The sequence below is a fragment of the Pseudomonas imperatae genome (assembly GCF_057128625.1).
Genome location: NZ_JBSKHP010000002.1, coordinates 250,787 through 277,772 on the forward strand (window position 1 = coordinate 250,787; position 26,986 = coordinate 277,772).

Annotated in this window: 23 protein-coding genes; 5 read left to right on the plus strand and 18 right to left on the minus strand. The window is 64.6% G+C overall.

What is annotated here, in order from left to right; genetic code table 11:
- Positions 1-8: 8 nt before the first annotated feature.
- The 6 genes from ACWKWX_RS03860 to betI form a co-directional block, all read right to left on the minus strand.
- The gene (locus ACWKWX_RS03860; RefSeq protein ID WP_483827058.1) at positions 9-1,187 is read right to left on the minus strand and encodes a BaiN/RdsA family NAD(P)/FAD-dependent oxidoreductase; all 1,179 of its coding nucleotides are present in this window, start codon (positions 1,185-1,187) and stop codon (positions 9-11) included.
- A 141-nt stretch (positions 1,188-1,328) separates the two neighbouring features.
- On the minus strand, positions 1,329-2,666 hold the full coding sequence (gene dbpA / locus ACWKWX_RS03865) for an ATP-dependent RNA helicase DbpA (RefSeq protein WP_416427486.1): 1,338 nt from the start codon (positions 2,664-2,666) through the stop codon (positions 1,329-1,331).
- A 105-nt stretch (positions 2,667-2,771) separates the two neighbouring features.
- Entirely contained in the window at positions 2,772-4,193 is a 1,422-nt protein-coding gene (mdtD, locus tag ACWKWX_RS03870) for a multidrug transporter subunit MdtD (RefSeq protein ID WP_416427280.1), read from the minus strand.
- Positions 4,194-4,338: 145 nt separating this feature from the next.
- Entirely contained in the window at positions 4,339-6,033 is a 1,695-nt protein-coding gene (betA, locus tag ACWKWX_RS03875) for a choline dehydrogenase (RefSeq protein ID WP_483827059.1), read from the minus strand.
- 133 nt (positions 6,034-6,166) lie between these two features.
- Positions 6,167-7,639, minus strand: a complete 1,473-nt coding sequence (gene betB, locus ACWKWX_RS03880) for a betaine-aldehyde dehydrogenase (RefSeq protein ID WP_483827060.1) — start codon at positions 7,637-7,639, stop codon at positions 6,167-6,169.
- A gap of 53 nt (positions 7,640-7,692) precedes the next feature.
- Positions 7,693-8,286, minus strand: coding sequence for a transcriptional regulator BetI (betI, locus tag ACWKWX_RS03885; protein ID WP_416427276.1), 594 nt, complete (start codon positions 8,284-8,286; stop codon positions 7,693-7,695).
- A 334-nt stretch (positions 8,287-8,620) separates the two neighbouring features.
- Here betI and ACWKWX_RS03890 point away from each other — a divergent pair, with 334 nt between their 5' ends.
- Positions 8,621-10,180, plus strand: coding sequence for a BCCT family transporter (locus ACWKWX_RS03890; RefSeq protein WP_483827114.1), 1,560 nt, complete (start codon positions 8,621-8,623; stop codon positions 10,178-10,180).
- Positions 10,181-10,239: 59 nt separating this feature from the next.
- Here the strand turns inward: ACWKWX_RS03890 and choV are convergent, their stop codons facing one another.
- The 3 genes from choV to choX (ACWKWX_RS03905) form a co-directional block, all read right to left on the minus strand.
- Entirely contained in the window at positions 10,240-11,418 is a 1,179-nt protein-coding gene (choV, locus tag ACWKWX_RS03895) for a choline ABC transporter ATP-binding protein (RefSeq protein ID WP_416427274.1), read from the minus strand.
- Positions 11,415-12,260 carry a choline ABC transporter permease subunit gene (gene choW, locus ACWKWX_RS03900; protein WP_416427273.1) on the minus strand — a complete coding sequence of 282 codons (846 nt, stop codon included), beginning with the start codon at positions 12,258-12,260 and terminating at the stop codon, positions 11,415-11,417. The genes choV and choW overlap by 4 nt, the downstream gene beginning before the upstream one ends.
- A gap of 69 nt (positions 12,261-12,329) precedes the next feature.
- Positions 12,330-13,277, minus strand: a complete 948-nt coding sequence (gene choX / locus ACWKWX_RS03905) for a choline ABC transporter substrate-binding protein (RefSeq protein ID WP_483827061.1) — start codon at positions 13,275-13,277, stop codon at positions 12,330-12,332.
- Between the two features lie 446 nt (positions 13,278-13,723).
- On the opposite strand from choX (ACWKWX_RS03905), the gene ACWKWX_RS03910 reads away from it, so the two are divergent.
- Both ACWKWX_RS03910 and gbdR read left to right on the plus strand, forming a co-directional pair.
- Positions 13,724-15,100, plus strand: coding sequence for an L-serine ammonia-lyase (locus ACWKWX_RS03910; RefSeq protein WP_416427270.1), 1,377 nt, complete (start codon positions 13,724-13,726; stop codon positions 15,098-15,100).
- A gap of 376 nt (positions 15,101-15,476) precedes the next feature.
- Entirely contained in the window at positions 15,477-16,580 is a 1,104-nt protein-coding gene (gene gbdR / locus ACWKWX_RS03915; RefSeq protein ID WP_416427269.1) for a choline metabolism transcriptional regulator GbdR, read from the plus strand.
- A gap of 94 nt (positions 16,581-16,674) precedes the next feature.
- On the opposite strand, the gene ACWKWX_RS03920 is transcribed toward gbdR, so the two are convergent.
- From ACWKWX_RS03920 to choX (ACWKWX_RS03955), 8 genes are all read right to left on the minus strand, one after another.
- Positions 16,675-17,505 (minus strand): amidohydrolase family protein, encoded by an 831-nt coding sequence (locus ACWKWX_RS03920; RefSeq protein ID WP_483827062.1) that lies wholly within the window; start codon positions 17,503-17,505, stop codon positions 16,675-16,677.
- Positions 17,506-17,512: 7 nt separating this feature from the next.
- On the minus strand, positions 17,513-18,880 hold the full coding sequence (locus ACWKWX_RS03925) for an MFS transporter (protein WP_473004734.1): 1,368 nt from the start codon (positions 18,878-18,880) through the stop codon (positions 17,513-17,515).
- 166 nt (positions 18,881-19,046) lie between these two features.
- On the minus strand, positions 19,047-19,307 hold the full coding sequence (locus tag ACWKWX_RS03930) for a hypothetical protein (RefSeq protein WP_416427266.1): 261 nt from the start codon (positions 19,305-19,307) through the stop codon (positions 19,047-19,049).
- 257 nt (positions 19,308-19,564) lie between these two features.
- Positions 19,565-20,374 (minus strand): hypothetical protein, encoded by an 810-nt coding sequence (locus ACWKWX_RS03935; RefSeq protein WP_483827063.1) that lies wholly within the window; start codon positions 20,372-20,374, stop codon positions 19,565-19,567.
- A 137-nt stretch (positions 20,375-20,511) separates the two neighbouring features.
- Positions 20,512-20,967, minus strand: a complete 456-nt coding sequence (locus ACWKWX_RS03940) for a thioesterase family protein (RefSeq protein ID WP_483827064.1) — start codon at positions 20,965-20,967, stop codon at positions 20,512-20,514.
- Positions 20,964-21,929 carry an L-carnitine dehydrogenase gene (locus ACWKWX_RS03945; protein WP_473004729.1) on the minus strand — a complete coding sequence of 322 codons (966 nt, stop codon included), beginning with the start codon at positions 21,927-21,929 and terminating at the stop codon, positions 20,964-20,966. The genes ACWKWX_RS03940 and ACWKWX_RS03945 overlap by 4 nt, the downstream gene beginning before the upstream one ends.
- Positions 21,930-21,938: 9 nt before the next feature.
- The gene (cdhC, locus tag ACWKWX_RS03950; protein WP_416427262.1) at positions 21,939-22,826 is read right to left on the minus strand and encodes a 3-dehydrocarnitine:acetyl-CoA trimethylamine transferase CdhC; all 888 of its coding nucleotides are present in this window, start codon (positions 22,824-22,826) and stop codon (positions 21,939-21,941) included.
- 127 nt (positions 22,827-22,953) lie between these two features.
- Positions 22,954-23,898, minus strand: coding sequence for a choline ABC transporter substrate-binding protein (gene choX / locus ACWKWX_RS03955; RefSeq protein WP_483827065.1), 945 nt, complete (start codon positions 23,896-23,898; stop codon positions 22,954-22,956).
- 166 nt (positions 23,899-24,064) lie between these two features.
- Between choX (ACWKWX_RS03955) and ACWKWX_RS03960 the strand changes: the two genes are divergently transcribed.
- Positions 24,065-25,012, plus strand: coding sequence for a GlxA family transcriptional regulator (locus tag ACWKWX_RS03960; RefSeq protein ID WP_416427260.1), 948 nt, complete (start codon positions 24,065-24,067; stop codon positions 25,010-25,012).
- A gap of 67 nt (positions 25,013-25,079) precedes the next feature.
- Positions 25,080-26,246, plus strand: a complete 1,167-nt coding sequence (locus tag ACWKWX_RS03965; protein WP_483827066.1) for an ATP-binding protein — start codon at positions 25,080-25,082, stop codon at positions 26,244-26,246.
- Positions 26,247-26,430: 184 nt separating this feature from the next.
- Here ACWKWX_RS03965 and ACWKWX_RS03970 read toward each other — a convergent pair whose 3' ends face one another.
- Complete coding sequence (locus tag ACWKWX_RS03970) at positions 26,431-26,691, minus strand: hypothetical protein (RefSeq protein WP_416427258.1); 261 nt, start codon at positions 26,689-26,691, stop codon at positions 26,431-26,433.
- Between the last annotated feature and the right edge of the window lie 295 nt (positions 26,692-26,986).

Sequence of the window (26,986 nt, forward strand, 5' to 3'; positions counted from 1 at the left end):
GCGCCGTTTTAGACGAACTGCGCCGCGGCGTAGCCCGAGGCCCACGCCCACTGGAAGTTGAAACCGCCCAGATGGCCGCTGACGTCCAGCACTTCACCGACGAAATACAGGCCCGGGCTTTTCAGCGACTCCATGGTCTTGGACGACACTTCGCGGGTGTCGACGCCGCCCAGGGTCACTTCGGCGGTGCGGTAGCCCTCGGTGCCGGCGGGGATGACCTGCCAGGCGCCAAGCTTCTGCGCCACGTCGCGCAGCTCGGCCGGGGTGTACTGCTTCATCGGCTTGGAGGCGAACCAGTGCTCGGCCAGCAGGTTGGCCATCTTCTTGGTGAAGAGTTCGCCCAGCAAGGTCTTCAGCTCGCTGTTGGGGCGCTCGGCCTGCTGTTGTTGCAGCCAGTCCAGCGCGTCGTGGTCGGGCAGCAGGTTGATCTCCACCGTGTCACCGGGGTGCCAGAACGAGGAAATCTGCAGGATCGCCGGGCCGCTGAGGCCGCGGTGGGTGAACAGGATGTTCTCGCGGAACGCCTGGTCGTTGCAGCTCACCAGGCAGTCCACCGAGGTGCCCGACAGCTCGGTGCACAGCTCCTTGAGCTGGTCGGTGATGGTGAACGGCACCAGGCCGGCACGGGTAGGCAGCACGTCGTGGCCGAACTGGCGGGCAATCTGGTAGCCGAAGCCGGTGGCGCCCAGGGTCGGAATCGACAGGCCGCCGGTGGCGATCACCAGCGACTGGCAGCCCACCTGGCCCATGCTGGTGCTCAGCAGGTAGCCGCTGGCGGTCTTCTCGATGTGTTGCACCGAGGTGTCCAGACGCAGGTCGACGTTCACCTGGTTGCACTCTTCGAGGAGCATTTCCAGGATGTCGCTGGACTTGTTGTCGCAGAACAGCTGGCCCAGCTTCTTCTCGTGGTACGGCACGCCGTGCTTGGCCACCATGGCGATGAAGTCCCACTGGGTATAGCGGGCCAGGGCCGACTTGCAGAAGTGCGGGTTCTGCGAGAGGAAGTTGGCGGGTTCGGCGTACATGTTGGTGAAGTTGCAGCGCCCACCGCCGGACATCAGGATCTTCTTGCCGGCCTTGTTGGCGTGATCGATGAGCAGCACCTGGCGGCCGCGGGCGGCGGCGCTGAAGGCGCACATCAGGCCGGCGGCCCCTGCGCCAATGATCACAACGTCGGTAGAGCGCACAACATCATCCTCGAAATGGGGGGTGTCACAACACCGTAGCCGCTGCCGCCAGGCTGCGCTGGCCGGGGTGCCCGCTGGAGATTTTCAGCGGGGTAAAGGGCCAGCGCAGCCTGGCGGCAGCGGCTACGGAGATTCAGGTGATCAGAGAATACGCACGCGCAGCGAGCGGCCCTTGATCTTGCCGTTGTTCAGGCGTTGCAGGGCCTGCTTGGCGATGTCGCGGTCCACGGCCACGTAGGCCTGGAAGTCGAAGATCGCGATCTTGCCGACCTGGGTGCCCGGGATGCCGGCATCGCCGGTCAGGGCGCCGAGGATGTCGCCTGGGCGTACCTTGTCCTTGCGGCCGGCGGCGATGCACAGGGTGCTCATGGCCGGCAGCAGCGGGCCGCCGCCCTTGGCGACCAGGCTGTCCAGCGGCTGCCAGTTGAGCGGCGCCTTCTGCAGCTGCTCGATGGCCTGGGCGCGGTGGGCCTCGGCCGGGGCCACGAAGCTGACGGCCAGGCCGTTCTCGCCGGCACGGCCGGTGCGGCCCACGCGGTGAATGTGGATTTCCGAGTCGCGCGCCAGCTCGACGTTGATCACCATGTCCAGGGCGTCGATGTCCAGGCCGCGGGCGGCCACGTCGGTGGCTACCAGCACCGAGGTGCTGCGGTTGGCGAACATCGCCAGCACCTGGTCGCGGTCGCGCTGTTCCAGGTCGCCGTGCAGGGCCACGGCGCTGATGCCCTTGGCCACCAGGTGGTCGACCACTTCCTGGCACTGCTGCTTGGTGAAGCAGAACGCCACGCACGATTGCGGGCGGAAGTGCCCCAGGGCCTTGGTCACGGCGCCCAGGCGTTCTTCCGGGTTGATCTCGTAGAAACGCTGCTCGATCTGGCTGTCGGCGTGCAGCGATTCGGCCTTGACGGTCTGCGGGTCGCGCATGAACTTCGACGCCAGCTGCTTGATGCCCACCGGGTAGGTGGCCGAGAACAGCAGGGTCTGGCGACGCGCCGGGGTCTGCTCGATGATGTCTTCGATGGCGTCGTAGAAGCCCATGTCGAGCATGCGGTCGGCTTCGTCGAGCACCAGGGTGTTGAGGCCGTCGAGTACCAGCGAGCCCTTGCGCAGGTGCTGCTGGATGCGCCCCGGGGTGCCGACGATGATGTGCGCGCCGTGTTCCAGCGAGGCGATCTGCGGGCCGAACGACACGCCGCCGCACAGGGTCAGCACCTTGATGTTGTCTTCGGCGCGGGCCAGGCGGCGAATTTCCTTGGCCACCTGGTCGGCCAGCTCGCGGGTCGGGCACATGATCAGTGCCTGGCAACCGAAGTAGCGCGGGTTGATCGGGTTCAGCAGGCCGATGCCGAAGGCCGCGGTCTTGCCGCTACCGGTCTTGGCCTGGGCGATCAGGTCCATGCCCTTGAGGATCACCGGCAAGCTTTGCGCCTGGATCGGCGTCATCTGCGCATACCCGAGGGATTCCAGGTTGGCCAGCATGGCGGCGGACAAAGGCAAAGTGTTAAAAGCGGTGGCGATGGTGGTCACGGGACTGGCCTGCAAAACAAAATGTCGCGCAGTGTACCAGCCCCATGGCCTTTGGCCCTAAGCCTCTATCTCCGGTTCCGGACGAACAGCGTTGCTGCTGTCCTTTTTACCGTCCTTGTTCGACAGCTGCACGAATATCGCCGCCGCCAGCATGGCCATGATGCCGATGGTCAGGAAGGTCAGCTGGAACGCCTGCAGCACGTTGGTGCCGGCCTCGGTGCTGAAGCCGCCCAGCAGGGCCCCGGCGCAGGCCACGCCCAGGCTCAGGGACAGCTGCGCCACCACCGACAGCAGGCTGTTGCCGCTGCTGGCGCTGGCGTCGTCGAGGTCGATCAGGGTCACGGTGTTCATGGCGGTGAACTGCAGCGAGTTCACTGCGCCCATGATGCCCAGCTGCACCAGCAGCACCACGTAGGGCGTGTCCGGCGTCACCAGGCCCATGCTGGCCAGCATCAGGCCCAGGGCCAGGGTGTTGGCGGTGAGCACGATGCGGTAGCCGAAGCGCTCGATCAGCGGCCGCGCCACCGACTTGGCCAGCATGGCCGAGGCCGCCAGCGGCAGCATGCTCATGCCCGCCTGCGCTGGCGAATAGCCCAGCGCCACCTGCAGCAGCAACGGCACCAGGAACGGCAGGGCGCCGCTGCCCAGGCGGGCGAACAGGTTGCCCAGGATGCCCACGGCGAAGGTGCGCGTGCGGAACAGGGTAGGCGAGAACAGTGGCTCCGGGTCGTGGGCGGCGCGCACCCAATAGGCGGCCAGGCAGGCCATGCCGGCGAACAACAGCAGCATCACCCGCAGGTGCGGCAGGTGCAGCTCGCCCAGGCCTTCCATGGCGATAGTGATCAGCACCATGGCGGCGCCGAACATCAGGAAGCCCAGGGTATCGAAGTGCGTGCGGCTGCTGCCGCGCAGGTCCGGGACGATGCTCCACACCGCCCAGCAGCCCAGCAGGCCCACGGGCAGGTTGATCAGGAAGATCCAGTGCCAGCTCAGGTACTCCACCATCCAGCCGCCCATGGTGGGGCCGATCAGCGGGCCCAGCAGGCCGGGAATGGTGACGAAACCGAGGATGCGCACCAGCTCCGAGCGCGGGTAGGCGCGCAGCACCACCAGCCGGCCCACCGGCAGCATCAAGGCGCCGCCCAGCCCCTGCAGCACGCGGGAGATGATCAGCACCGTGAGGCTGCCCGACAGCGCGCAGGCCAGCGAGCCGAGGCTGAACAGGGCGATGGCGCTGAAGAACACGCGCTTGGTGCCGAAACGGTCGGCGATCCAGCCCGAGGCCGGGATCAGCAGGGCCACGGTGAGCATGTAGGCGATGACCACCGACTGCATGCGCAGCGGGTCTTCGGCCAGGTCGCGGGCCATGGCGGGCAGGGCGGTGTTGAGGATGGTGCCGTCCAGGGACTGCATGAAGAAAGCGATGGCGACTACCCAGGGCAGCAGCTTGGCGGTGCGGGGGTCTAGAAGGGCCGGCATGACATCCCTTGCTTGTGTGGGGGAGTGCCTAGCTTAGGTGGGTGCGGTGATTTGTCGCAAGGGTTTGTCTGGCAACGTGGGAGCTGGCTTGCCAGCGAGCTTCTGAGGCCTCAAAAGCTCGCTGGCAAGCCAGCTCCCACAAGGATTACAGGCTGACGGAGCGCAGCGGAGCCTTGCGCACCGGTGCATCACCGGCCACGTAGTAGTCGGCAGTGCTGCGCGGCAACGGCTGGCGGCCACGAATCTTGTCGGCGATTTTCTCGGCCATCATGATCGTCGGCGCGTTGAGGTTGCCGGTGGTGATGATCGGCATGATCGAGGCGTCCACCACGCGCAGGCTTTGCAGGCCATGCACGCGGCCCTGGCCATCGACCACGGCCATTTCGTCGGTGCCCATCTTGCACGAGCAGGACGGGTGGAACGCGGTCTCGGCGTGCTCGCGCACGAACTTGTCCAGTTGCTCGTCGGTCTGCACCTCGATGCCCGGGCTGATCTCGCGGCCACGGAACTCGTCCAGGGCGGGCTGCTGCATGATCTCGCGGGTCAGGCGGATGCCGTCGCGGAATTCCTGCCAGTCCTGCTCGGTGGCCATGTAGTTGAACAGGATGCTCGGGTATTCGCGCGGGTTCTTCGATTTCAGCTGCACGCGGCCACGGCTCGGCGAGCGCATGGAGCCCACGTGGGCCTGGAAGCCGTGCTCTTTCACACCGTTGCTGCCGTTGTAGTTAATCGCCACCGGCAGGAAGTGGTACTGGATGTTCGGCCATTCGAATTCCGGGCGCGAACGAATGAAGCCGCCGGCCTCGAACTGGTTGCTGGCGCCGATGCCGGTGCCGTTGAACATCCACTCGGCGCCGATGGCCGGCTGGTTCCACCACAGCAGCGACGGGTACAGCGACACCGGCTTGGTGCAGGCGTACTGCAGGTACATTTCCAGGTGGTCCTGCAGGTTCTGGCCGACGCCAGGCAGGTCGTGCACCACCGGGATGTCCAGGCTCTTGAGCAGGTCTTTCGGGCCCACGCCCGAACGCTGGAGGATCTGCGGCGAGGCGATGGCGCCGCTGCACAGCAGCACTTCCTTGCGGGCACGGGCTTCTACCGGAGTGTTGCTCTCGCCCACCAGGTAGGCCACGCCCACGGCGCGCTTGCCGTCGAACAGGATGCGGTCGGTCAGCGCATGGGTGACGATGGTCAGGGTGTCGCGCTGCTTGGCGGTGTCCAGGTAGCCACGGGCGGTGCTGGCGCGACGGCCCTTGGGCGTCACGGTGCGGTCCATGGGGCCGAAGCCTTCCTGCTGGTAACCGTTGAGGTCGTCGGTGCGCGGGTAGCCGGCCTGCACGCCGGCCTCGACCATGGCGTGGAACAGCGGGTTGTTGCCGGCCTTGGGCGTGGTGACGCTGACCGGGCCTTCGCCGCCGTGGTAGTCGTTGGGGCCGATGTCACGGGTTTCGGCCTTGCGGAAGTACGGCAGGCAGTCCAGGTAGGTCCAGTCTTCCAGGCCCGGCAGCTTGGCCCAGCCGTCGTAGTCCATGGCGTTGCCGCGGATGTAGCACATGCCGTTGATCAACGACGAGCCACCCAGGCCCTTGCCGCGGCCGCATTCCATGCGGCGGTTGTTCATGTGCGGCTCTGGGTCGGTCTCGTAGGCCCAGTTGTAGCGGCGGCCCTGCAGCGGGAAGGCCAGGGCGGCGGGCATCTGGGTGCGGAAGTCGGCACGGTAGTCAGGGCCGCCGGCTTCCAGCAGCAGGACGGTGACGCCTTTGTCTTCGGTCAGGCGGGTGGCCAGGGTGTTACCGGCCGAGCCGGCACCGATGATGATGTAATCGAATTCTTTGGACATGAAATAGCATCCTCAGGTGGATGTGGGGACTGTAGGAGCCGACCTTGGTCGCGATGGCATCGCTGCGTTCGACTTGGTCGCGCGGCGTCTGCATCGCGACCAAGGTCGGCTCCTACGGGGTGGCGGGGCGGCTTTAGAAGACCGAGGCGTACTCGCCCAGCTCGACCTGGATCGATTTGATCCGGGTGTACTGGTTCAGCGAGCTGATGCCGTTCTCGCGGCCCACGCCCGACTGCTTGTAGCCGCCCACTGGCATCTTGGCGTCGGATTCGCCCCAGGCGTTGATCCAGCAGATACCGGCTTCCAGTTGGTGAATCACGCGGTGTGCGCGGGTCAGGTTCTGGGTGACGATACCGGCGGCCAGGCCGAAGTCGGTGTCGTTGGCACGGCGGATCACTTCTTCCTCGGTGTCGTAGCCGAGGATGGCCATCACCGGCCCGAAGATCTCTTCACGGACGATGGTCATGTCGTCGCGGCAGTCGGTGAACACGGTCGGGGCCACGTAGGCGCCCTGGGCGAACTCGCCCTCGGTCAGGCGCTGGCCGCCGCACAGCACGCGGGCGCCTTCTTCCTTGCCCTTGGCGATGTAGCCCAGCACGCTTTCCATGTGGGCGAAGCTCACCAGCGGGCCGAAGTTGGTGTTTTCGTTTTCCGGGTTGCCGACGCGAATGCGCTGCACGCGCTCGACGATCTTGGCTTCGAAGGCGGCCTTTAGGGCGTTGGGCACGAACACGCGGGTGCCGTTGGTGCACACCTGGCCCGAGCTGTAGAAGTTGGCCATCATGGCGATGTCGGCGGCGCGGTCCAGGTCGGCGTCGTCGAAGATGATCAACGGGCTCTTGCCGCCCAGTTCCATGGTCACTTCCTTCAGCGAGCTGCTGGAGGCGCTGGCCATGACCTTCTTGCCGGTGTCGGTGCCGCCGGTGAAGGAGATTTTCTCGATGCGCGGGTGCTCGGTCAGCCAGCTGCCCACTTCGCGGCCGCTGCCGGTCAGCACGTTGAACACGCCTGCTGGCAGGCCGGCCTCGGTGTAGATCTCGGCCAGTTTCAGGGTGGTCAGCGAGGTGACTTCGCTGGGCTTGAAGATCATCGCGTTGCCGGCGGCCAGGGCCGGGGCCGATTTCCACAGGGCGATCTGGATCGGGTAGTTCCAGGCGCCGATGCCCACGGTCACGCCCAGCGGCTCGCGGCGGGTGTAGACGAACGAGGTGTCGCGCAGCGGGATCTGCTCGCCTTCGATGGCCGGCACCAGGCCTGCGTAGTATTCCAGCACGTCGGCACCGGTGACGATGTCCACGTAGCGGGTTTCCGAGTAGGCCTTGCCGGTGTCCAGGGTTTCCAGGGCGGCCAGCTCGTCGTTGCGCTCGCGCAGGATGTCCACGGCGCGGCGCAGGATGCGCGAACGCTCCATGGCGGTCATGGCGGCCCAGACTTTCTGGCCCTTTTCGGCGCTGACCACGGCGCGCTCCACGTCGGCCTCGGTCGCCCGTTGCACTTGGGCAAGGACTTCGCCGTTGGCCGGGTTGATGGCGTCGAAGGTGGCGTCGCTGGAAGCGTCCACGTAACCGCCGTCAATGTAGAGTTTTTGCAGTTCGAAACGGGCCATAGTGTCCTCGCAAGTGCTTGTCTGGGAGCTGGGCAGATGCGAGCGGCTTGCCGCTAGTTCATCTGCTTCGCCAGTTGCTGATCCATGTATTCGTAGGCGATCTGCACCGCCTGGTCAGTGTCAAAGGCGTCGCCCGAGAGCGCGCCGCGCAACCACAGCCCGTCGATCAGCGCCGCCAGCCCGCGGGCGGCGGTGCGTGCCTGTTCCTGCGGCAAGACGCGGCGGAACTGGCAGCACAGGTTGGAATACAGGCGGTGGTCGTTGATCCGCTGCAACCGGTGCAAAGACGGCTGGTGCATGCTGGCGGCCCAGAAGGCCAGCCAGGTTTTCATCGCCGGGCCGTTGACCTGGCTGGCGTCGAAGTTGCCTTCGATGATCACCTGCAGGTGGGTGCGGGGGCTTTCGTCCCCCAGTGCCTGGCGCCGGGCCCGGACGTTTTCGATCAGGGCGTTCATCAGGTAGCGCATGGTCGCCGCGATCAGGCCGTTCTTGTCCTGAAAGTAGTGACTGATGATTCCGTTCGACACCCCTGCCAAGCGGGCGATCAGCGCAATGCTGGCATCTGCCATCCCGACCTGGTCGACCGCAAGCAAAGTGGCTTCGATCAACTGCTGGCGGCGTATGGGCTGCATACCGACCTTGGGCATTGAAAACTTCTCCTTTGGCCTTGCGACGGACAGCAAGCCGCCCGTCTCGGCGAAGACCAGTCTATTTTGTTTTGATTGAACGTTCAATCAACAAAGAATAAGCTCTGCGACAATTTGTGCCATTGACATGCTTTGCGGGCGTCCTGGTGGCACAAATGGCACTCCGAAAAAAATCGAGGTGCTTTATATCACTCCTTGGCGTGTGGGAATTGCTCCATTCGCCAAAGGAATGAGTCCCTGTGTGTCCTTCTCTCGCACTGCCTGGAGCATCTGTGCCATGAGTTCTGCCTCCTTGATCAAGAACCCCACCGAAAGGGTTCGGCTCAACCCCGTCGTGTTCTACGCATCGACGATTCTGATATTGCTGCTCACCGCGGTGCTGATCGCCGCACCCCAGCAGGCCGGGCATTTGCTGGGCGTGGCCCAGGACTGGCTGTCGAAAAGTTTCGGCTGGTACTACATGCTGGTGATCGGCGCCTACCTGGTGTTCGTGGTGGCGCTGGCGTTCACCTCGTTCGGCAAACTCAAGCTGGGGACCAAGGACGACACCCCCGATTTCAGCTACGGCGCGTGGGCCGGCATGCTGTTCTCCTCGGGCATCGGTATTTCGCTGCTGTACTTCGGCGCTTCCGAGCCGCTGGACCACTTCTTCAACCCGCCCGAGGGCGTTTCGGCCAGCCATGAAGCCGCTCGTCAGTCCATTCAACTGACGTTCCTGCACTGGGGCCTGCACGGCTGGGCGATCTATGCGCTGGTGGGCCTGGCGGTGGCGTATTTCGCCTACCGGCACAACCAGCCGCTGGCGCTGCGCTCGGCGCTGTACCCGCTGGTGGGCCAGCGCTGGGTCAAGGGCCTGGCGGGCGATGCGGTGGACGGTTTCGGCATGTTCGTGACCCTGCTGGGCCTGGTGACCAACCTGGGCATCGGTGCCATGCAGGTGTCGTCGGGGCTGGAGCACCTGTTCGGCATGCAGCACAGCAACACCAACCTGCTGATCGTGATCCTGGTGATGAGCACGGTGGCCACCATCGCCGCGGTGTCGGGCGTGGAGAACGGCATTCGCCGGCTGTCCAACCTCAACATCGTGCTGTTCAGCGGCCTGCTGATTTTCGTGCTGCTGGCCGGCAACACGCTGCACCTGCTCAACGGCTTCATCCAGAACATCGGCGACTACCTGAACGGCGTGGTGCTGAAGACCTTCGACCTGTACGTGTACACCGGCGACACCGCCAAGTCCGAGCGCTGGCTGGGCCTGTGGACCCTGTTCTACTGGGCGTGGTGGATTTCCTGGGCGCCATTCGTGGGCATGTTCATCGCGCGTATTTCCCGTGGCCGCACCGTGCGTGAACTGGTGTTTGGCGTGCTGCTGATTCCGTTGGGCTTCACCCTGGCGTGGCTGTCGGTGTTCGGCAATACCGCACTGGACCTGGTGATGAACCAGAATGCGGTGGAGTTGGGCAAGACGGCGCTGGAACAGCCTTCGATGGCCATGTACCAGTTGCTGGACCATTACCCGGCGTCGAAGATTGTCATCGGCGTGGCTATTTTCGTCGGCTTCGTGCTGTTCCTCACCCCGGCCGACTCTGGCGCGGTGATGATGGCCAACCTGTCGTGCAAAGGCGGCGACGTGGATGAAGATGCCCCTCACTGGTTGCGTATCCTCTGGTCGGCGATCATCACGCTAGTGACCATCGGCCTGCTGTTCGCAGGCAACTTCGAAGCCATGCAGACCATGGTGGTGCTGGCAGGCCTGCCGTTCTCGGTGGTGCTGGTGCTGTTCATGTTTGGCCTGGTGAAGGCCATGAAGCAGGACGCGAAAGAAGAAGAGGACCGCCTGGAACAGATGCAGGCGGAGTTGCTGGCGTTGGGTGGGCGGGAGTTTATTCGCCGTTGATGGGGGACGCGGCCTGCGGCCGCTGCTACATGTAGCAGCGGCCGCAGGCCGCGTCAGGCTCACCCTAGATTCTTACCCAGCAGCGCGTGGTACAGCTCGCTGTCACCCAGGATACCCACCACCCGGTTGTTGTCGTGCAACACCAGCTTGTTGCCGGTGTGGTAGCGAATCTGCAGCGCGTCGCGCATGCCGATGTCGGCGCCCACCAGCGTCGGTTGGCGCCCCAGGCCGTCCACGGCCTGCCCCGGCACCCAGTTCTGCAGGTCCAGCACGCCGGCGCCCTGGCGCGCACCCTTGATGGTGTTGCCTTCGGCCAGGTCCAGCCAAGAGTCGCCACCCGGGTCCAGGCACACCGAGCCGTTGATGCGCTTGCAGTTGTCCAGCGTGCGCATCAGGCTGCGGCCGCACAGCACGTTCAGCGGGTTGGTGTGGGCAACGAAGGTACGCACGTAGTCGTCGGCAGGGTTGAGTACGATCTCTTCGGGCTTGCTGTACTGGATGATCTTGCCGTCTTTCATGATGGCGATGCGGCTACCCAGCTTCAGTGCCTCGTCCAGGTCGTGGCTGACGAAGACGATGGTCTTGCTGAGCTTGTTCTGCAGGGCCAGCAGTTCGTCCTGCAGGCCTTGGCGAATCAGCGGGTCGAGGGCCGAGAAGGGCTCGTCCATCAGCAGGATGTCGGCGTCCATGGCCAGGGCGCGGGCCAGGCCCACCCGCTGCTGCATGCCGCCGGACAGCTCGTCGGGCTTCTTGTTGCGCCATTGGGTCAGGCCCACCAGTTCCAGCTTCTCGTCCACCAGCTGGCGGCGTTCCTTCTCCGGACGGCCCTGCATTTCCAGGCCGAAGCTGATGTTCTCGCGCACCGTCAGCCAGGGCATCAGGGCGAACTTCTGGAACACCATGGCGATGCGCTTGGTGCGCATCAGCTTGAGTTCGGCCGGGGTGCAGTTGGCGATGTCGATCTGCGCACCTTCGTGCTCGATGAACAGGTTGCCGCGGCTTACCGTGTTGAGGCCGTTGATGCAGCGCAGCAGGCTGGACTTGCCCGAGCCCGACAGGCCCATCAGCACGCAGATCTCGCCCTTGTTGATGTCCAGGCTGGCCTTTTCCACGCCTACCACCTGGCCGGTCTTCTTCAGGATCTGGTCCCGCGACAGGCCCTGGTCCAGCAGGCTGAGGGCCTCCCGCGGTTTATTGGAGAAGACCACGTCTACCTTGTCGAAGCGGATTATGCTCATGCGTCACCCCCTACCTTTGGCTCGGGTTGTTTGCAGATACGGTCGAGCATGATCGCCAGCAGCACGATGGCCAGGCCAGCTTCGAAGCCCAGGGCGATATCGGCGGTGTTCAGTGCGTTGACCACGGGTTTGCCCAGGCCGTCGGCGCCCACCAGGGCGGCGATGACCACCATCGACAGCGACAGCATGATGCATTGGGTAATGCCGGCGGCGATGCTGGGCATGGCGTGCGGCAGTTCGATGCGCGACAGCAGCTGGCTGCGCGAGCACCCGAAGGCCTTGCCGGCGTCCAGCAACTCGTGGGGCACGTCGCGGATGCCCAGGTACGTCAGGCGGATGGGCGCGGCAATGGCGAACACCACCGTGGAAATCAGCCCCGGCACCACGCCCAGGCCGAACAGAGTGAGGGTTGGGATCAGGTACACGAAGGTCGGTACGGTCTGCATCAGGTCGAGCACGGGGCGCATCATGGTGTAGAACATTGGCTTGTGTGCCGCGACGATACCCAGCGGCACGCCCACGGCCACGCACACCAGGGTGGCGAACAGCACCTGGGCCAGGGTTTCCATGGTTTCCTGCCAGTAGCCAAGGTTCAGGATCAGCAGGAACGACAGCACCACGAAGGCGGTCAGCCCCCATTTTCGCTGGATGAAGTGCGCCAGCGCGGCTATCAGGAAGATCAGGGCGAATGGGTTGAACCAGGTCAGGCAGAACGTCAGGCCGTGGATCATCGCTTCGAGGGAGGAGGAGATGGCGTCGAAGGTGCTGGCGCCGTGTCGCGTCAGCCAGTCGACGAAGCTGGCGATGTATTGGCCCAGCGGGATTTTATGATCTGTCAGCATGGTAGTGAACGTCCGCATGCAAGTTGAAAGAACGACTTGCGGCGGGCGCACCCGCCGCAAGGTCTGCGGTTACTGCGCAAGCTTGGCTTTTGCGGCTTCCAGGCCTGGTTTGCCATCCACGGTGGTCACGCCCGCCAGCCAGGTGTCGAGCACCTGGGGGTTTTTCTTCAGCCACGCCTTGGCGGCGGCGTCAGGCTTCATCTTGTCGTCGAGGATATTGCCCATCAGCGAGCTTTCCATCGGCAGGGTGAAGGCCAGGTTCTTCAACAGCTGGCCGACGTTGCTGCATTCCTGGGTGTAGCCCTTGCGCACGTTGGTATAGATGGTGGCCTGGCCGAAGTTGGGGCCGAAGTAGTCGTCGCCGCCGGTCAGGTACTTGATCTTGAAGCGGGTGTTCATCGGGTGCGGTTCCCAGCCCAGGAACACCACGTCGGTGCCGCGGCGGTTGGCGCGGTCCACCTGGCTGAGCATGCCGGCCTCGCTCGACTCCACTACCTTGAAGCCGGCGTCTTTCAAGCCGAAGGCGTTCTTGTCGATCATGCTCTGGATCAGGCGGTTGCCGTCGTTGCCCGGCTCGATGCCGTAGATCTTGCCGTCCAGTTCCTTCTTGAATTTGACGATGTCGCTGAAGTCATGCAGGCCCTTGTCGTAGAGCGCCTGGGGCACGGCCAGGGTGTACTTGGCGTTTTCCAGGTTGGCGCGCACGGTCTCCACGGTGCCGGCATCACGGTACGGCTTGATGTCGTTCTCCATGGTCGGCATCCAGTTGCCGAGGAATACGTCCATGTTCTTGCCGTCGGCCAGGGACTTGTAGGTCACGGGCACGGAAATCATGGTGGTGTTGGTCTTGTAGCCCAGCGACTGCAGCACGGCGCTGGTGACGGCGGTGGTGACAGTGATGTCGGTCCAGCCGACGTCGGAGAAATTGACGGTGTCGCATTGGGCCGGTTCTGCGGCGTGGGCCAGCATCGGCAGACTCAACATGGCGGCCAACAACAACGATGGTGAACCTTTCATGGGGTTGCGCTCCTGGATGTTTTTTCTCGGGCGGCCTGCTCAGGCTGACCCGCTTTCTGGTCGCGGTTGGGTGGCGGGCGGTGCGCCGCTGGGACAGCGCTAACCGGGTGCCTTGCAATCGAGTCGAGATTGATCATGGACCAGTGAAAATCCCGCGCCTACAGGGGGGGTCGTAACCAGTACATAGGGAGTCGCTTCCAGTGCCGGTGACGTCGCTTACAGATTTTCCGCACCCTGCAAGCGTGATTCTGGACCAGCGGCATGGCTGAAAACGCCTTCCTGGGGGCGCAGGCGTTGCTGGGCATGAGCGGGTCGGTTGCAGACGTCGCGCCCTGCGCCGCAAAGCCGATGATGAAGGCAATCCGGCGCACGCGGCTCAAGCGTAGCAGTTGCGCCAGCGGCCGCCCGTGGCGGCCCGGTCTGCCCAAATCAGGAGGTGCGCGGCAATGGCAATCAGTGTGTTTGACCTGTTCAAGATCGGCATCGGGCCGTCCAGCTCCCACACGGTGGGGCCCATGCGCGCCGCCGCGCTGTTCGTGCAGGGCTTGCGCGAACGCGGCGAGCTGCAACAGGTGCAACGGGTGGAAGTGCGCCTGTACGGCTCGCTGTCGGCCACCGGCGTCGGCCATGGCAGCGACAACGCCGTGATCATGGGCCTGATGGGCGAATGGCCGGACGCGGTGGACCCCACTACCATCAGCCTGCACATCGCCACCCTGCGTGAAACCGACACCCTGCAATTGGGCAACGAGCGGCCGATTCCGTTCGTGTGGCAGCGCGACATGCTGCTGCTCGACGAGAACCTGCCGTACCACCCCAACGCCATGACCCTGATCGCCGAAGGCGCGTTGGGTGAGCTGCACCGCGACACCTACTATTCGGTGGGCGGCGGCTTCGTGGTGGACTCGGCCCAGGCCGCCAGCGGCGTGCTCGACGCCGATAACACCGTGCTGCCCTACGACTTCGACACGGCGGTGGAACTGCTGGAGTTGTGCGAGCAAAACGACCTGCGTGTGTCGCAATTGATGATGGCCAACGAGAAGACCTGGCGCAGCGAGGAGGAGATCCGCGCGGGCCTGATGAAGCTCTGGCGGGCCATGCAGGACTGCGTGGAACACGGCCTCAAGCACGAAGGCATCCTGCCCGGTGGCCTCAACGTGCGCCGCCGCGCCGCGCGCCTGCACCGCAGCCTGCAAGAGCTGAACAAGCCCAACGTCATCGGCTCCACGCTCAGTGCGATGGAATGGGTCAACCTGTTCGCCCTGGCCGTGAACGAGGAGAACGCCGCCGGCGGGCGCATGGTGACGGCGCCGACCAACGGCGCGGCCGGCATCATCCCGGCGGTGCTGCACTACTACATGAAGTTCAGCGACGAGGTCAGCGAGGCCAACGTCGTCGATTACCTGCTGGCGGCAGCCGCCATCGGCATCCTGTGCAAGAAAAACGCCTCTATTTCCGGCGCCGAGGTGGGCTGCCAGGGCGAGGTGGGCTCGGCCTGCGCCATGGCGGCGGCAGGCCTGGCGGAGATCCTCGGCGCCACCCCGGCGCAGCTGGAAAACGCCGCCGAGATCGGCCTGGAACACAACCTGGGCCTGACCTGTGACCCGGTGGGTGGCCTGGTGCAGGTGCCGTGCATCGAGCGCAACGCCATCGCTGCGGTGAAGGCCATCAATGCCGCGCAAATGGCCCTGCGCGGCGACGGCCAGCACTTCATCTCCCTGGACCGGGTGATCCGCACCATGCGCGACACCGGCGCCGACATGCACGACAAGTACAAGGAGACTTCGCGCGGGGGCCTGGCGGTCAGCGCCATCGAATGCTGAGCCTGCGCCGTTTTCGTTCACGGCGCGGCGGCCTCGCAACCTTTTGGCGCGTTTAGCGCCTACCGTTCACTGCGCCGGCGTACTTCCCCTGGAGGGCGCCGGCCCGTGCTTGGGGTGACACTCGTTTCCCCCCTTCCACCCGTCGCTTCACACAAGTGCTACCGAAGTGCTCACAGCCCTTGAGGGCTGCAGTGGATGGCACCTTGCCGGCTGCGACGTCTGGCCGCAGAGCGACGTCGTTTTCAGGATTTATTGAATAGCCATTCAACTTTAGGCATGGCATTTGCGTTGTCATCGCAAAGCCCTCCAGCAAGCAGGGCCATAACAAGAGCCTCCGCCTGAGGCCATCACCCGCTTTGAGTGAGGAGATACCGCGATGACGTCGTTCAACTCCGGGGCCCAACCCCAGACCCGTACGCCTCAATCCATCGGCTTTTTGCTGCTGGATAATTTCACGCTGATTTCCCTGGCCTCTGCAGTAGAACCCCTACGCATGGCCAACCAGTTGTCCGGCCGCGAGTTGTATCGCTGGACCACCCTGAGCGTGGACGGCGGCCAGGTCTGGGCCAGCGACGGCCTGCAGATCACCCCGGATGCGGCAATGCACAAGGCTCCGGCCATGGATACCGTGATTGTCTGTGGCGGCATCGGCATTCAACGCACCGTGACCCGCGAGCACGTGACCTGGCTGCAGAGCCAGGCGCGCCAGTCCAAGCGCCTGGGCGCGGTGTGCACCGGCAGCTGGGCCCTGGCCTGCGCCGGCCTGCTCGACGGCTTCGATTGCAGCGTGCACTGGGAGTGCCTGGCGTCGATGCAGGAAGCCTTCCCGCGGGTGGCCATGAGCACCCGCCTGTTCACCCTCGACCGCAACCGCTTCACCAGCTCCGGCGGCACCGCGCCGCTGGACATGATGCTGCACCTGATCAGCCGCGACCACGGCCGCGAGCTGTCGGCGGCCATCTCGGAAATGTTCGTCTACGAGCGCATCCGCAACGAGCAGGATCACCAGCGCGTGCCGCTCAAGCACATGCTGGGCACCAACCAGCCGAAGCTGCAGGAAATCGTCGCGCTGATGGAAGCCAACCTGGAAGAGCCGATCGACCTGGATGAGCTGGCGGTGTATGTGTCGGTGTCGCGCCGACAGCTGGAGCGGCTGTTCCAGAAGTACCTGCACTGCTCGCCGTCGCGCTATTACCTCAAGCTGCGGTTGATTCGCGCGCGGCAGCTGCTCAAGCAGACGCCCATGTCGATCATCGAAGTGGCGTCGGTGTGCGGCTTCGTGTCTACGCCGCACTTCTCCAAGTGCTACCGCGAATACTTCGGCATTCCGCCGCGCGACGAGCGCGTGGGCTCCAACACCGCCCAGCAGGTGGCCATGATGCCGATTCCGCAGGCCATGGTGCTGGCGCCGTTGTCGGGGCCGATGTCGGCGTTGAGCCAGGCGCGCAACGAATCGACGTTTGCCAGCGTGCGGATTTAGGGCCTCGGACGCGGCCTTTGGCCGCTGCTCCATGGCATGCGAAAAAAACATTCCCGTAGCAGCGGCCGAAGGCCGCGTCAGGCAGCACAACCGATCATTCGGTAAACCCAAACACCCGCTTCGGCGTGCTCCACAGAATCTGCTCGCGCACCTTCTCATCCGGGAACAGTTGCTCCACCAGCAGCAACAGGCTGCCGATGTCCATGCGTTCGTTGGCACGCAGGAACGGCCAGTCCGACCCCCACATGCAGCGCTCGGCGCCGAACGCCTCCAGCAGCGCCAGCTGGTAGGGATGGCCGTCGGCCCACGGGTAGGCCTGGCGGGAAAACTTCGACAGCCCCGACAGTTTCACGAAGGTACGGTCCTTGTCTGCCAGCGACAGCAGCGCCTGGAACGCCGGCTGGCCAAGCCCCGCCGTCACGTCCGGGCGGCCGCTGTGGTCGATCAGCAGGGGCGTGCGGTTGCGCGTCAGCAGCGGCATCAGCGCGGGCAGCTGGTCGTCCATCACCTGCACCTGGGCGAACAGCTCCAGCTCGGCCAGGCGCCCCATCAGCCCATCTACGTCCAGGAACGGCGCGGTGCCGAGCATGGCCACGTTGAAGGCGATGCCCACCACGCCCTGGGCCTTGAGCGTCGCCAGTTCGTCGCTACCGATGGTCAGCGGCACCACGGCAATACCCTTGGAGCGCCCGGGGTTTGCCGCCAGCGCCGCCAGCAGGCAGCGGTTGTCGGTGTTGTAGCCCGAAGTAGGGCCGACGATCAGCGAGTGGCGAATGTTGTAGGCCTGCATCACCGCGCCGTACTGCAGCGCGGTACCCAGCTCATGCCCCTCGGGGCGGTACTGGGTGTCGGCGACGTAGGGGAACTGCACCGGGTCGAAGATGTGGTGGTGGCAGTCGATCTTGGGTTGGGTCAGTACACTCATGAATCACTCATTGGCTAGGCGCCTCGACCACGCGTGGCGCAGCGCGGTCGGTCGCAGGTTCGGCTACGGCATTGCGGTGGTTGACGATGGCCAGCGCGGCGAACAGGGCCGGGATCGACAACACGATGAAAATACTGGTGGTGCCCGGGAACGCGCCCAGCAGCAAGCCGCCCATGGACGAGCTGATGATAGCGCCGCTGCGGCCGATGCCGTGCATCCAGCTGACACCGGTGGCACGCATTTCGGTGGGGTAGAAGGTCGGTGAGAACGCCTGCAGGCCGGTCTGCGCGCCGTTCACGCACATGCCGCTGACGAACACCAGCATGCCCAGCACGGTAGGGCCGAAGCCGAAGATGCCCTCGGCCAGCAGGCAGCACATGCCCAACAGGTAGAACAGGCCGATGACCTTCTTGCGCGACTTGAAGTGGTCCATCAGGCTGCCCACCAGCAGGCCACCCAGGGTGCCGCCCAGTTGGAACAGGCCGGCGGTGATGGCGGCTTTCTCCAGGCTCAGGCCACCGGCGCGCATGATGGTCGGCAGCCAGCCGTTGAGCAGGTAGATCACGAACAGGCCCATGAAATAGGTCAGCCACAGCATCAGCGTGCCGTGGGCGTAGCCGTTGGAGAACAGCTTGAACACCTGGGCCTTCTTGTCCAGGGCCGGCGTCTTGAGGGTAAAGCGCGTGCCCTCGGCAAACGCGCCGCCCATGCGCCGCAGGATGTCGCCGATGCTGCCCTGGGCGTGGTTGCGCACCACCATGTACAAGGTCGATTCGGGCAGCAGCCACACCAGCAACGGCAGCACGATGAGTGGGCAGATACCGCCCAGCAGCAGCACCGACTTCCAGCCGCCCACCGGCAGCAGCCCCGCGGCGACGAAACCGCCAGCGCCGGAGCCGATGTTGAAGCCGCAGTACATCAGCGTGATCAGCAGGCCACGACGGCGCTCGGGCATGTATTCCGACACCAGGGTCACGCAGTTGGGCATCACCGCGCCCAGGCCCAGGCCGGTGAGGAAGCGCAGCAGGGCCATTTCATAGGGGTTGCGGGCGAAGGTGCACATCACGCTGAACAACGCGAAGCAGAAGATCGACACCAGCAGCACGCGCTTGCGGCCCAGGCGGTCGGAGTAGGGGCCGGCCACCAGCGCGCCCAGGGCCACGCCGAACATCGCCGCGCCCAGGATCAGGCCCATTTGCGCTGGCGCCAGGCCCCAGTCCTGCACCAGGGCGGGGGCGATGAAGCCCATCACCGCGGCGTCGTAGCCGTCGAACAGAATGATCAGCGAGCACAGTGCGAGCACCAGCCACTGGTAGGGGGAAATGGCGCGTGAGTCGATCCACGCCTTGACGTCTACAGCAGGGCGGTTGTTCATCGGCATACTCTCTTTCTTGTCATGGCGCCAAGGCGCTGTAGGAAAGAAGTTACGACTGGATCAACGGGCCGTCTGCCGCGAAACGGTTATGCGGGTATGTGTTTTGTTTATGTTGGGGTAGCAGGGAGGTGTCTGGCCCGCGGTTTGCGGGCCAGCAGGCAGGGGCTCAGGCGCGCGATTGCTGGAAGTGGGCGAGGGCGGGCAGTAGTTGCTTGTCGATGGCCTGGCGCACGGCCGGCAGGATGGTGGCGCTGCCGGTCAGCAGTTGCTCGACCATTTTGCGCAGGGCCTTGGCGCGCGCCTCGCTGAGGCCGCGCACCGCACATTCGCAGGCCTGCTCGGCGCTGGCGCCGGCGGGCATCTCGAAGCCCAGGGCCTTGAGTTGGCCGAGCAGGTCATCCTGGTCAATCAGATCCACGTGCATCATGAGGCGAGTCCTTTGGTGAGGGGCTTTTGGCCGATTCTGTAAGCGCCGGCACGGCGCGGCAAGGGGCGATCGTCGCCATGGCCGCGGTGGGCATGAGCGTGTCGTTTTCGGCTAAATCCCGGGGGGCGGGGCAGGGCACACTGGCGTCGGCTTCCAGCGTGCGGGTCTGGTCACCTTCGACGCGCTGTTCGCAGTACACTGCGCCCCGATCCGGATACGGCTGGATCGGGGCTTTTTTTGTTGAAAACCAGGGGCCGTCAGATTTCAATCTTTTCGAAGTCTTCGCGGCGGCGCTCGCCCAACCTGGTTTCAATTTCGTCCCTGAAGTTGGCAAATACGGTGGGGTTCATCGTCGACAGTTGCGCGCTGCCATACAGGCGCAGATCGGATTTGTTCCACGAAACGAACAGCACTTTGCCTTTGTTGATCTTGGCTTCGTAGTAGTTACAGTTCAATAACGCCTTGACCAGGCCGGCCTTGGTCTCGCCACAGGGCATCATCTGGAAACCACCATTGCGATCGGTGCTGGTGTGCCTCTCGAAGGCCTTCAACGGCTGATCCTTCTGTGCCAGCGCGTTGAGGGATTCCTTGAACGAGGCAAGCAGCGAAGCAACAATGCCGCCGCCACCGGCCGCGGCCCCGGCCATCAGCCGCACCGCCATCTGGTCGATGCTGACACTGGTGTTGTTGGTTTTCATCTCCTGGAACTGGTAGCTGCGCAGGTTCCAGCCGATGACACCCAGCACGTGGGTGTATTCTTCGTACCATTTCACGATCTGTGCTTTTTTATCGAACTTCTTCGAGGCTGCGCGTTGAGCGAAGTAGGTGCAGGTTTCGACATCAAACACGTTCTGTTGCGACATGTCCTCTTCAAAGGTCATCAGGCTCGAGCCGCTGGTGCTGGCATGCTTGTCGCCCTCTGCCGGAACATAATCACCTTCGTCATCGTAACGGTTGTTGAGGGTGCTGAAAGAGGGGGCGGCAATTTCCGGTTCAGCCAGTTCAATGGCATCGAACGCGGCCAGGCGCGCACGGATGGAGAGTTCGCTGTAGTCGATCATGGACATGTTTCAAATTCCCTTTCAGTGGTAGGCGAGCTGCCCGGTACACGTTTGTGCCGGGCAGTGAGGTAATTATTGATTGCCTCGTAGAACCGCTGAAGAGGGAAAAAACGCTGCGCAGGGATCACACCCAACTGACACGATCAGCGCTGGGGCAAGTTGATGATGCGGCCAATAAATGCCGTTGCAGGAAGGGCTGCCTGGTGCGAACTGAAAGTTGCCAGCTTATCAAGCACAGTGGTGTCGAAGGCCGCGGCGCGTGGCCCAGCCAGGTCCACATGCAGCAGCATCTGTTCGGAGGCGGCCACGGGCTGATCCGAACCAGGCACGTGCAGGCTGTGGTAGAGGTGCACGCGTTTGTGATCACTCGCCACAATATGCGTGCATACCTGTACCTCTGCCCCAAGCTTTACCTCATGCAGATAGTTGAGGTGGCACTCCAGGGTAAACAACGAGCGCTGGTCACGGGCCGGATCAATGCCGACGGCGGCCATGAACGCATCAGTGGCATAGCTGAAAATCAGCAGGTAGAAGGCATCGCGCAGATGCCCGTTGTAGTCCACCCACTCCTCCAGCACCGGCGTGCGGTAGGTGATCATTCGGCGAACTCCATGCCGTGTTTCGCCTTGGTCGCGCGTACGGCCTCCAGCACCGCCAGCAGGCAATCGTCGCGGTAGCGTTCCAGGGCGGCGATGCTGTGGTTGCCCAGTTGTGTGGTGGTGCCGTCGACCACGTCATCGATCAGCTTGTTGGTGAGCTCCGGTGCCGGCAGGTAGGTCCAGGGCAGTTTCAGGGCCGGGCCGAACTGGTTCATGAAGTGGCGCATGCCGGCGTCGCCGCCTGCCAGGGTGTAGGTCAGGAACGTGCCCATGAACGACCAACGCAGGCCGGCGCCGAAGCGGATGGCGTCGTCGATCTCGCCGGTGGTGGCCACGCCATCGTTGACCAGGTGCAGGGCCTCGCGCCACAGCGCTTCGAGCAGGCGGTCGGCGATGAAGCCGGGGACTTCCTTGCGCACGTGCAGCGGGCGCATGCCCAGTGACTCATACACCTGCATGGCGGTTTGTACGGCTTCGGGCGCGGTCTGGCGGCCGCCCACCACTTCCACCAGCGGCAGCAGGTACACCGGGTTGAACGGGTGGCCTACCACGCAGCGTTCGGGGTGGGTGGCGCCTTCGTAGAACTCGCTGGGCAACAGGCCCGAGGTGCTGGAGCCGATCAGGGCGTCAGGCTTGGCGGCAGCGCTGATTTTCGCGTGCAGCTCCAGTTTCAGCTCCAGGCGTTCGGGCGCGCTTTCCTGGATGAAGTCGGCGTTGCGCACGCAGGCTTCGATGGTGTCGACGAACTGCAGGCGCTCCTGCGAGGCGCCAGGCGCCAGGCCATTGTGCACCAAGGCCGGCCAGGCGTTGGCAACGCGCTGGCGCAGCGCGGCCTCGGCGCCGGGGGCCGGGTCCCAGGCCACCACGTCCAGGCCGTGGGCCAGGGCGCGGGCCACCCAGCCGCTGCCGATGACGCCGCTGCCCAGCGCGGCGAAGGTCTTGATCTCGGTAATGAAGGTCATGGCGGTTCCTTAGGTGCGACGGGTGAGGTTCATCTTCGCGCGGCCCTCGGCCGGGGTGAGCACGCGGGCGCCCAGGCGGGTGAGGATCTCGGTGGCGCGTTCCACCAGTTGGCCGTTGCTGGCGAGCACGCCCTTTTCCAGCCACAGGTTGTCTTCCAGGCCCACGCGCACGTTGCCGCCCAACAGCACCGCCTGTGCGGCCATGGGCATCTGCATGCGACCGATGCCGAAGCCGGCCCACACGGCGTCCGCCGGTAGGTTGTCGACCATGGCTTTCATGGTGGTGGTGTCGGCCGGCGCGCCCCATGGAATGCCCAGGCACAGCTGGAACAGCGGGTCGTGCAGCAGGCCTTCCTTGATCATCTGCTTGGCGAACCACAGGTGGCCGGTGTCGAAGATTTCCAGCTCGGCTTTCACCCCCAGCTCGGTGATGCGCCTGGCGCCGGCGCGCAGCTGCGCCGGGGTGGACACGTAGATGCTGTCGCCGTCGCCGAAGTTGAGCGTGCCGCAGTCCAGGGTGCAGATCTCCGGCAGCAGTTCCTCCACGTGGGCCAGGCGGGCCAGCGGGCCGACCAGGTCGGTGTTGGGGCCGAACTCCATGGGCGACTCGCCTGGGCCGATCTCCAGGTCGCCGCCCATGCCGGCGGTGAGGTTGACGATGATGTCGACGTCGGCCTCGCGGATGCGCTCCATCACCTCGCGGTACAGGGCCACGTCGCGGCTGAACTTGCCGGTTTGCGGGTCGCGCACGTGGCAGTGGACCACGGTGGCGCCGGCTTTGGCGGCTTCCACGGCGGCAGCGGCGATCTGTTGCGGGGTGATGGGCACCAGGTGGCTCTTGCCGGTGGTGTCGCCGGCGCCGGTGAGGGCGCAGGTGATGATCACGTCGTGGTTCATGTTGGCTCCTTTATTGCGGGCGCACGTCTCCCGTAGGAGCCGGCCTTGGCCGCGATGGCATTACCGCTGTGCCTGGTCGGGCGCGGTGGCTGCATCGCGACCAAGGTCGGCTCCTACAGGAACGGGTTTAGGGATTGGTGGTGAGTTGCAGGTTCTGCTCGGCCGGCTTGCCGTCGAAAGTCGTCACGCCTGCCAGCCAGCGTTTCTGGTCTTCAGGGTGGGCCTTGAGCCAGGCCTTGGCGGACTCCAGGGCGTCCTTGTGGTCCAGCAGCGGCTGCATCATGCGGCTCTCGTCTTCGGCGCTGAAGGTCAGGTTGGTTAGCAGTTTGTCCACGTTGGGGCAGCGGCTGGCGTAGTCCGGCGCGGTCACCGTCCATACCGTGGCCATGCCCTCGTTGGGGCCCAGCGCGCCTTCGCTGCCGCTGAGGTAGGTCATCTTCAGGTTGACGTTCATGGGGTGCGGCGCCCAGCCGAAGAACACGATGGCTTCGTTGCGCTGAGTGGCGCGGGTCACGGCCGAGAGCATGCCGGCCTCGCTGGATTCCACCAGCTGGAAGCCGCCCAGGCCGAACTGGTTCTTGGCGATCATGTCCTTGATCTGCTTGTTGGCGCCCGAGCCGGGCTCGATGCCGTAGATCTTGCCGCCCAGTTCCTTCTTGAACCTGGCGATATCAGCGAAGCTCTTCAGGCCCTTGTCGGCCAGGTAGGTGGGCACGGCCAGGGTGGCGCGGGCGTCCTTGAGGCTGGGTTCGGCCAGCACCTTGACCTGCTGCTGTTCCACGAAGGGCGTGATGGTCTGGGTCATCAGCGGGTTCCAGTAGCCCAGGAACAGGTCCAGGCGCTGGTCGCGGATGCCGGCGAAGATGATCTGCTGGGAGGCGCTGGTCTGCTTGGTCTGGTAGCCCAGGCCGTCGAGCAGCACTTGGGTCATGGCGCTGGTGGCCATCACGTCGGTCCAGTTGACCACGCCCAGGCGCACGTTCTTGCAGCTTTCGGGTTCGGCGGCCTGGGCGGCCGACAGCATCGCGGTACTGGTGAGCATCAGCAGACAGCAGCTGATCAGTCTTTTCATGATGGCTCCTCTCGCGGTAGTTTCTAGTTATTGGGGGAAGGGCGTCTGCGCACCCTGGACAACAAGGTAGCCTGCCCGGCGCCGGTAAATTCGCACTGCGGCGACCCGCACTTGCACTGCGGCGACCTGCGGCGTATTAACGAGGCTTCCCTGCACGAGAGCGGCCATGTCCCAGGACTACTACTTCCTCTTGCTACCCGGCTTCTCCGCCATCGGCTTTATCTCCGCGGTAGAGCCCTTGCGGGTGGCCAACCGCTTTCGCGGCGAGCTGTACCGCTGGCATGTGCTGAGCCTGGACGGTGGGCCGGTGCTGGCCAGCAACGGCATGTCGGTGAACGCCGACGCCGCGCTGGAGGCCCTGGGGCCCGGGGCGACGTTGCTGGTAGTGGCCGGCTTCGAACCGCTCAAGGCGGTCACCCCGGCCCTGCAGCAGTGGCTGCGGCGGTTGGACCATAACGGCGTGAGCCTGGGCGGCATCGACACCGGTGCCTTCGTGCTGGCCAGGGCCGGCCTGCTCGACGGCTACCGCGCCACCCTGCACTGGGAGGCACTGGATGCCTTCAAGGAAACCTTCCCGCAGCTGGAGGTGACCCAGGAACTGTTCGAGATCGACCGCCGGCGCATCACCTCGGCCGGCGGCACCGCCTCCATCGACCTGATGCTCGACCTGATCGCCCAGGCCCACGGCAGTGCCCTGGCCATCGAGGTGTCGGAGCAGTTCGTGGTCGGGCGTATTCGCCCGCGCAAGGACCACCAGCGCATGCAGATCGCCTCGCGCTATGGCGTCAGCAACAAGAAGCTGGTGCAGGTGATTGGCGAGATGGAACAGCACACCGAGCCGCCGCTCAGTACCCTGGCTTTGGCGGAAGGCATCAACGTCACCCGCCGGCAGCTGGAGCGGCTGTTCAAGTTGCACCTCAACGACACGCCCAGCGCCTTTTACCTGCGCCTGCGCCTGGAAAAAGCCCGGCAGCTCCTGCGCCAGACTGGCATGAGCGTGCTGGAGGTAAGCCTTGCCTGCGGCTTCGAGTCGGCGTCGTATTTCACCCGTAGCTACCGCGCACGGTTCGGGCGGTGCCCGCGGGAGGAGCGGCGCAGGGAGGGGGTGGTGTGAGGTGAATTATGGTAAATTATACTTGGCTGTATAATTTATACATGCGTCTATAATTGAGTGTAAAACCATGAGTAGCTCTGCAGGCTTTGTTTTTCGTCGCCCCGTGCTGGCCGGCCAGATTGCGGATGGGCTGACCGGTGCGGGCCTGCTGGACTACAGCTCCGGGCTGTTCCTGGCCGCGCCCCGGCGTACCGGGAAAAGCACCTTCCTGCGCGAGGACTTGATCCCCGAGTGCCAGAAACGTGGCTGGCTGGCGGTGTATGTCGACCTGTGGAGCGACCGTGAAACTGATCCGGCAGAGCTGATCGCCACGGCCATCGCCAATGCGCTGGTGCCGTTTGAGAAAGGCATTCGCAAGCTCGCCAAATCCCTGGGGGTGGATAAGCTCAATTTCCTGCGCACGCTTTCCTGGGATTTCACCCAGCCGCGGCTGCCACCGGGCGCGACGCTCAGCCAGGCGCTGGAACTGTTGCACCAGGCTTCGGGGCAATCGCTGGCGCTGGTGATCGATGAAGCCCAGCACGCGCTCAGCACTGATAGCGGCATCAACGCCATGTTCGCGCTGAAGGCTGCCCGGGACGAGCTGAACCAGGGGCGTGAGAAGCCGGGCGTGTATATGGTTTTCACCGGTTCGAACCGGGACAAGCTGGCGCATCTGGTGCTGAGCCGCAGCCAGCCGTTCTTTGGCTCCAGTGTCACTACTTTTCCGCTGCTCGGCAAAGAGTTCACCAGCGCCTATACCGCATGGCTGAACAAGCATCTGGCGCAGAGCAACCAGTTCGATGCTGCCGACGTGGAGCATGCCTTCGAGCAGGTGGGGCGGCGTCCGGAAATGCTGCGCGCGATCATCAGTACCGTGGCGCTGGAACTTGGAGAGGCCGGAAATCTTGGCGCGCTGTTGCGCAGCGGCGCCGAGGCCGTGCTCGCGGGTGCCTGGAACGAATTCGAAAGCGCGTGGAACACCCTGACCTTGCCGCAACGCGCCGTGTTGCAGGTGATGGTGGATCGCTCGCTGGCCAGCGAACCGTTCGCGCCTTTCGCCGATGCCACCGTGCTTGCAGTCAGCAAGGTGCTGGAAACACTGGGCAGTGACCTGGTGCCTGGTACCCAGACCATCCAGGCCAGCATCGAGGCGTTGCGCGAGAAAGAACTGGTGTGGAAATCCAGCCGGGGTGCCTATGTGTTGGAGGACAAGTCCTTTGCCCATTGGCTAAGCCTGCGCAAACCGGCGTAGCAGCTGCCGCAGGCTGCGTCCGGGGCGCCGCGGTCCTGCAGGCACGCCGCCGGACGCCGCCTTCGGCAGCTGCTACGCGGATGCTTATACCGCTTAGCTCGCGTCGCCTGCTTCGCGGCCAAGGCCGGCTCCTACCACGAACGCTGTAGGAGCCGACTTTAGTCGCGATGCAGACGAAGCCATTTCAAGACGTTTGGCTGTTCAGCAGGGCTTGGACCAGGCCGCGGGCCGTGTCGATTTGTTGGGCCAAGGACAGCGCCAGGCCGTGGGCGGTGTCACCGGGGCATTCGGTGAGTTCGAAGGCGCAGGCTTCGGCACCCTTGAGCAAGACGCTCAGGTGCGCCAGGGCATCCTCGGCGCTGAAGCCTGGGGTGATAGTGAAGAGGGGGAGGTTGTTGGCGTCGAGAGGGCCGAAGGTGGCGGTCCCGGTCTGGCAGTTGTTCATTTGCTATCTCTCTGGCAAAGGCTGGCACCTTCCTTCTCACGGGAGAGGTGGCAGCTGTTCGCGGGGTGAGAAACCGGGAGATAGAACCGGCCAGGCATAAGCCCGCCCGCGAGCAGCTGCCATAACTGGCTGCCTTTCGCGATCTACCTCCGGGTTCTCACACCCGGCCGTCAGGTTTGACGACGGACGGAAGAGTAGCATCGCCCCCCGGGGGACTCGTGTCAGGCATTTCCGATCATACAGTAGTCCCGTTCCCAATCACCCCCGTAGCAGCTGCCGCAGGCGGCGTCCGGGG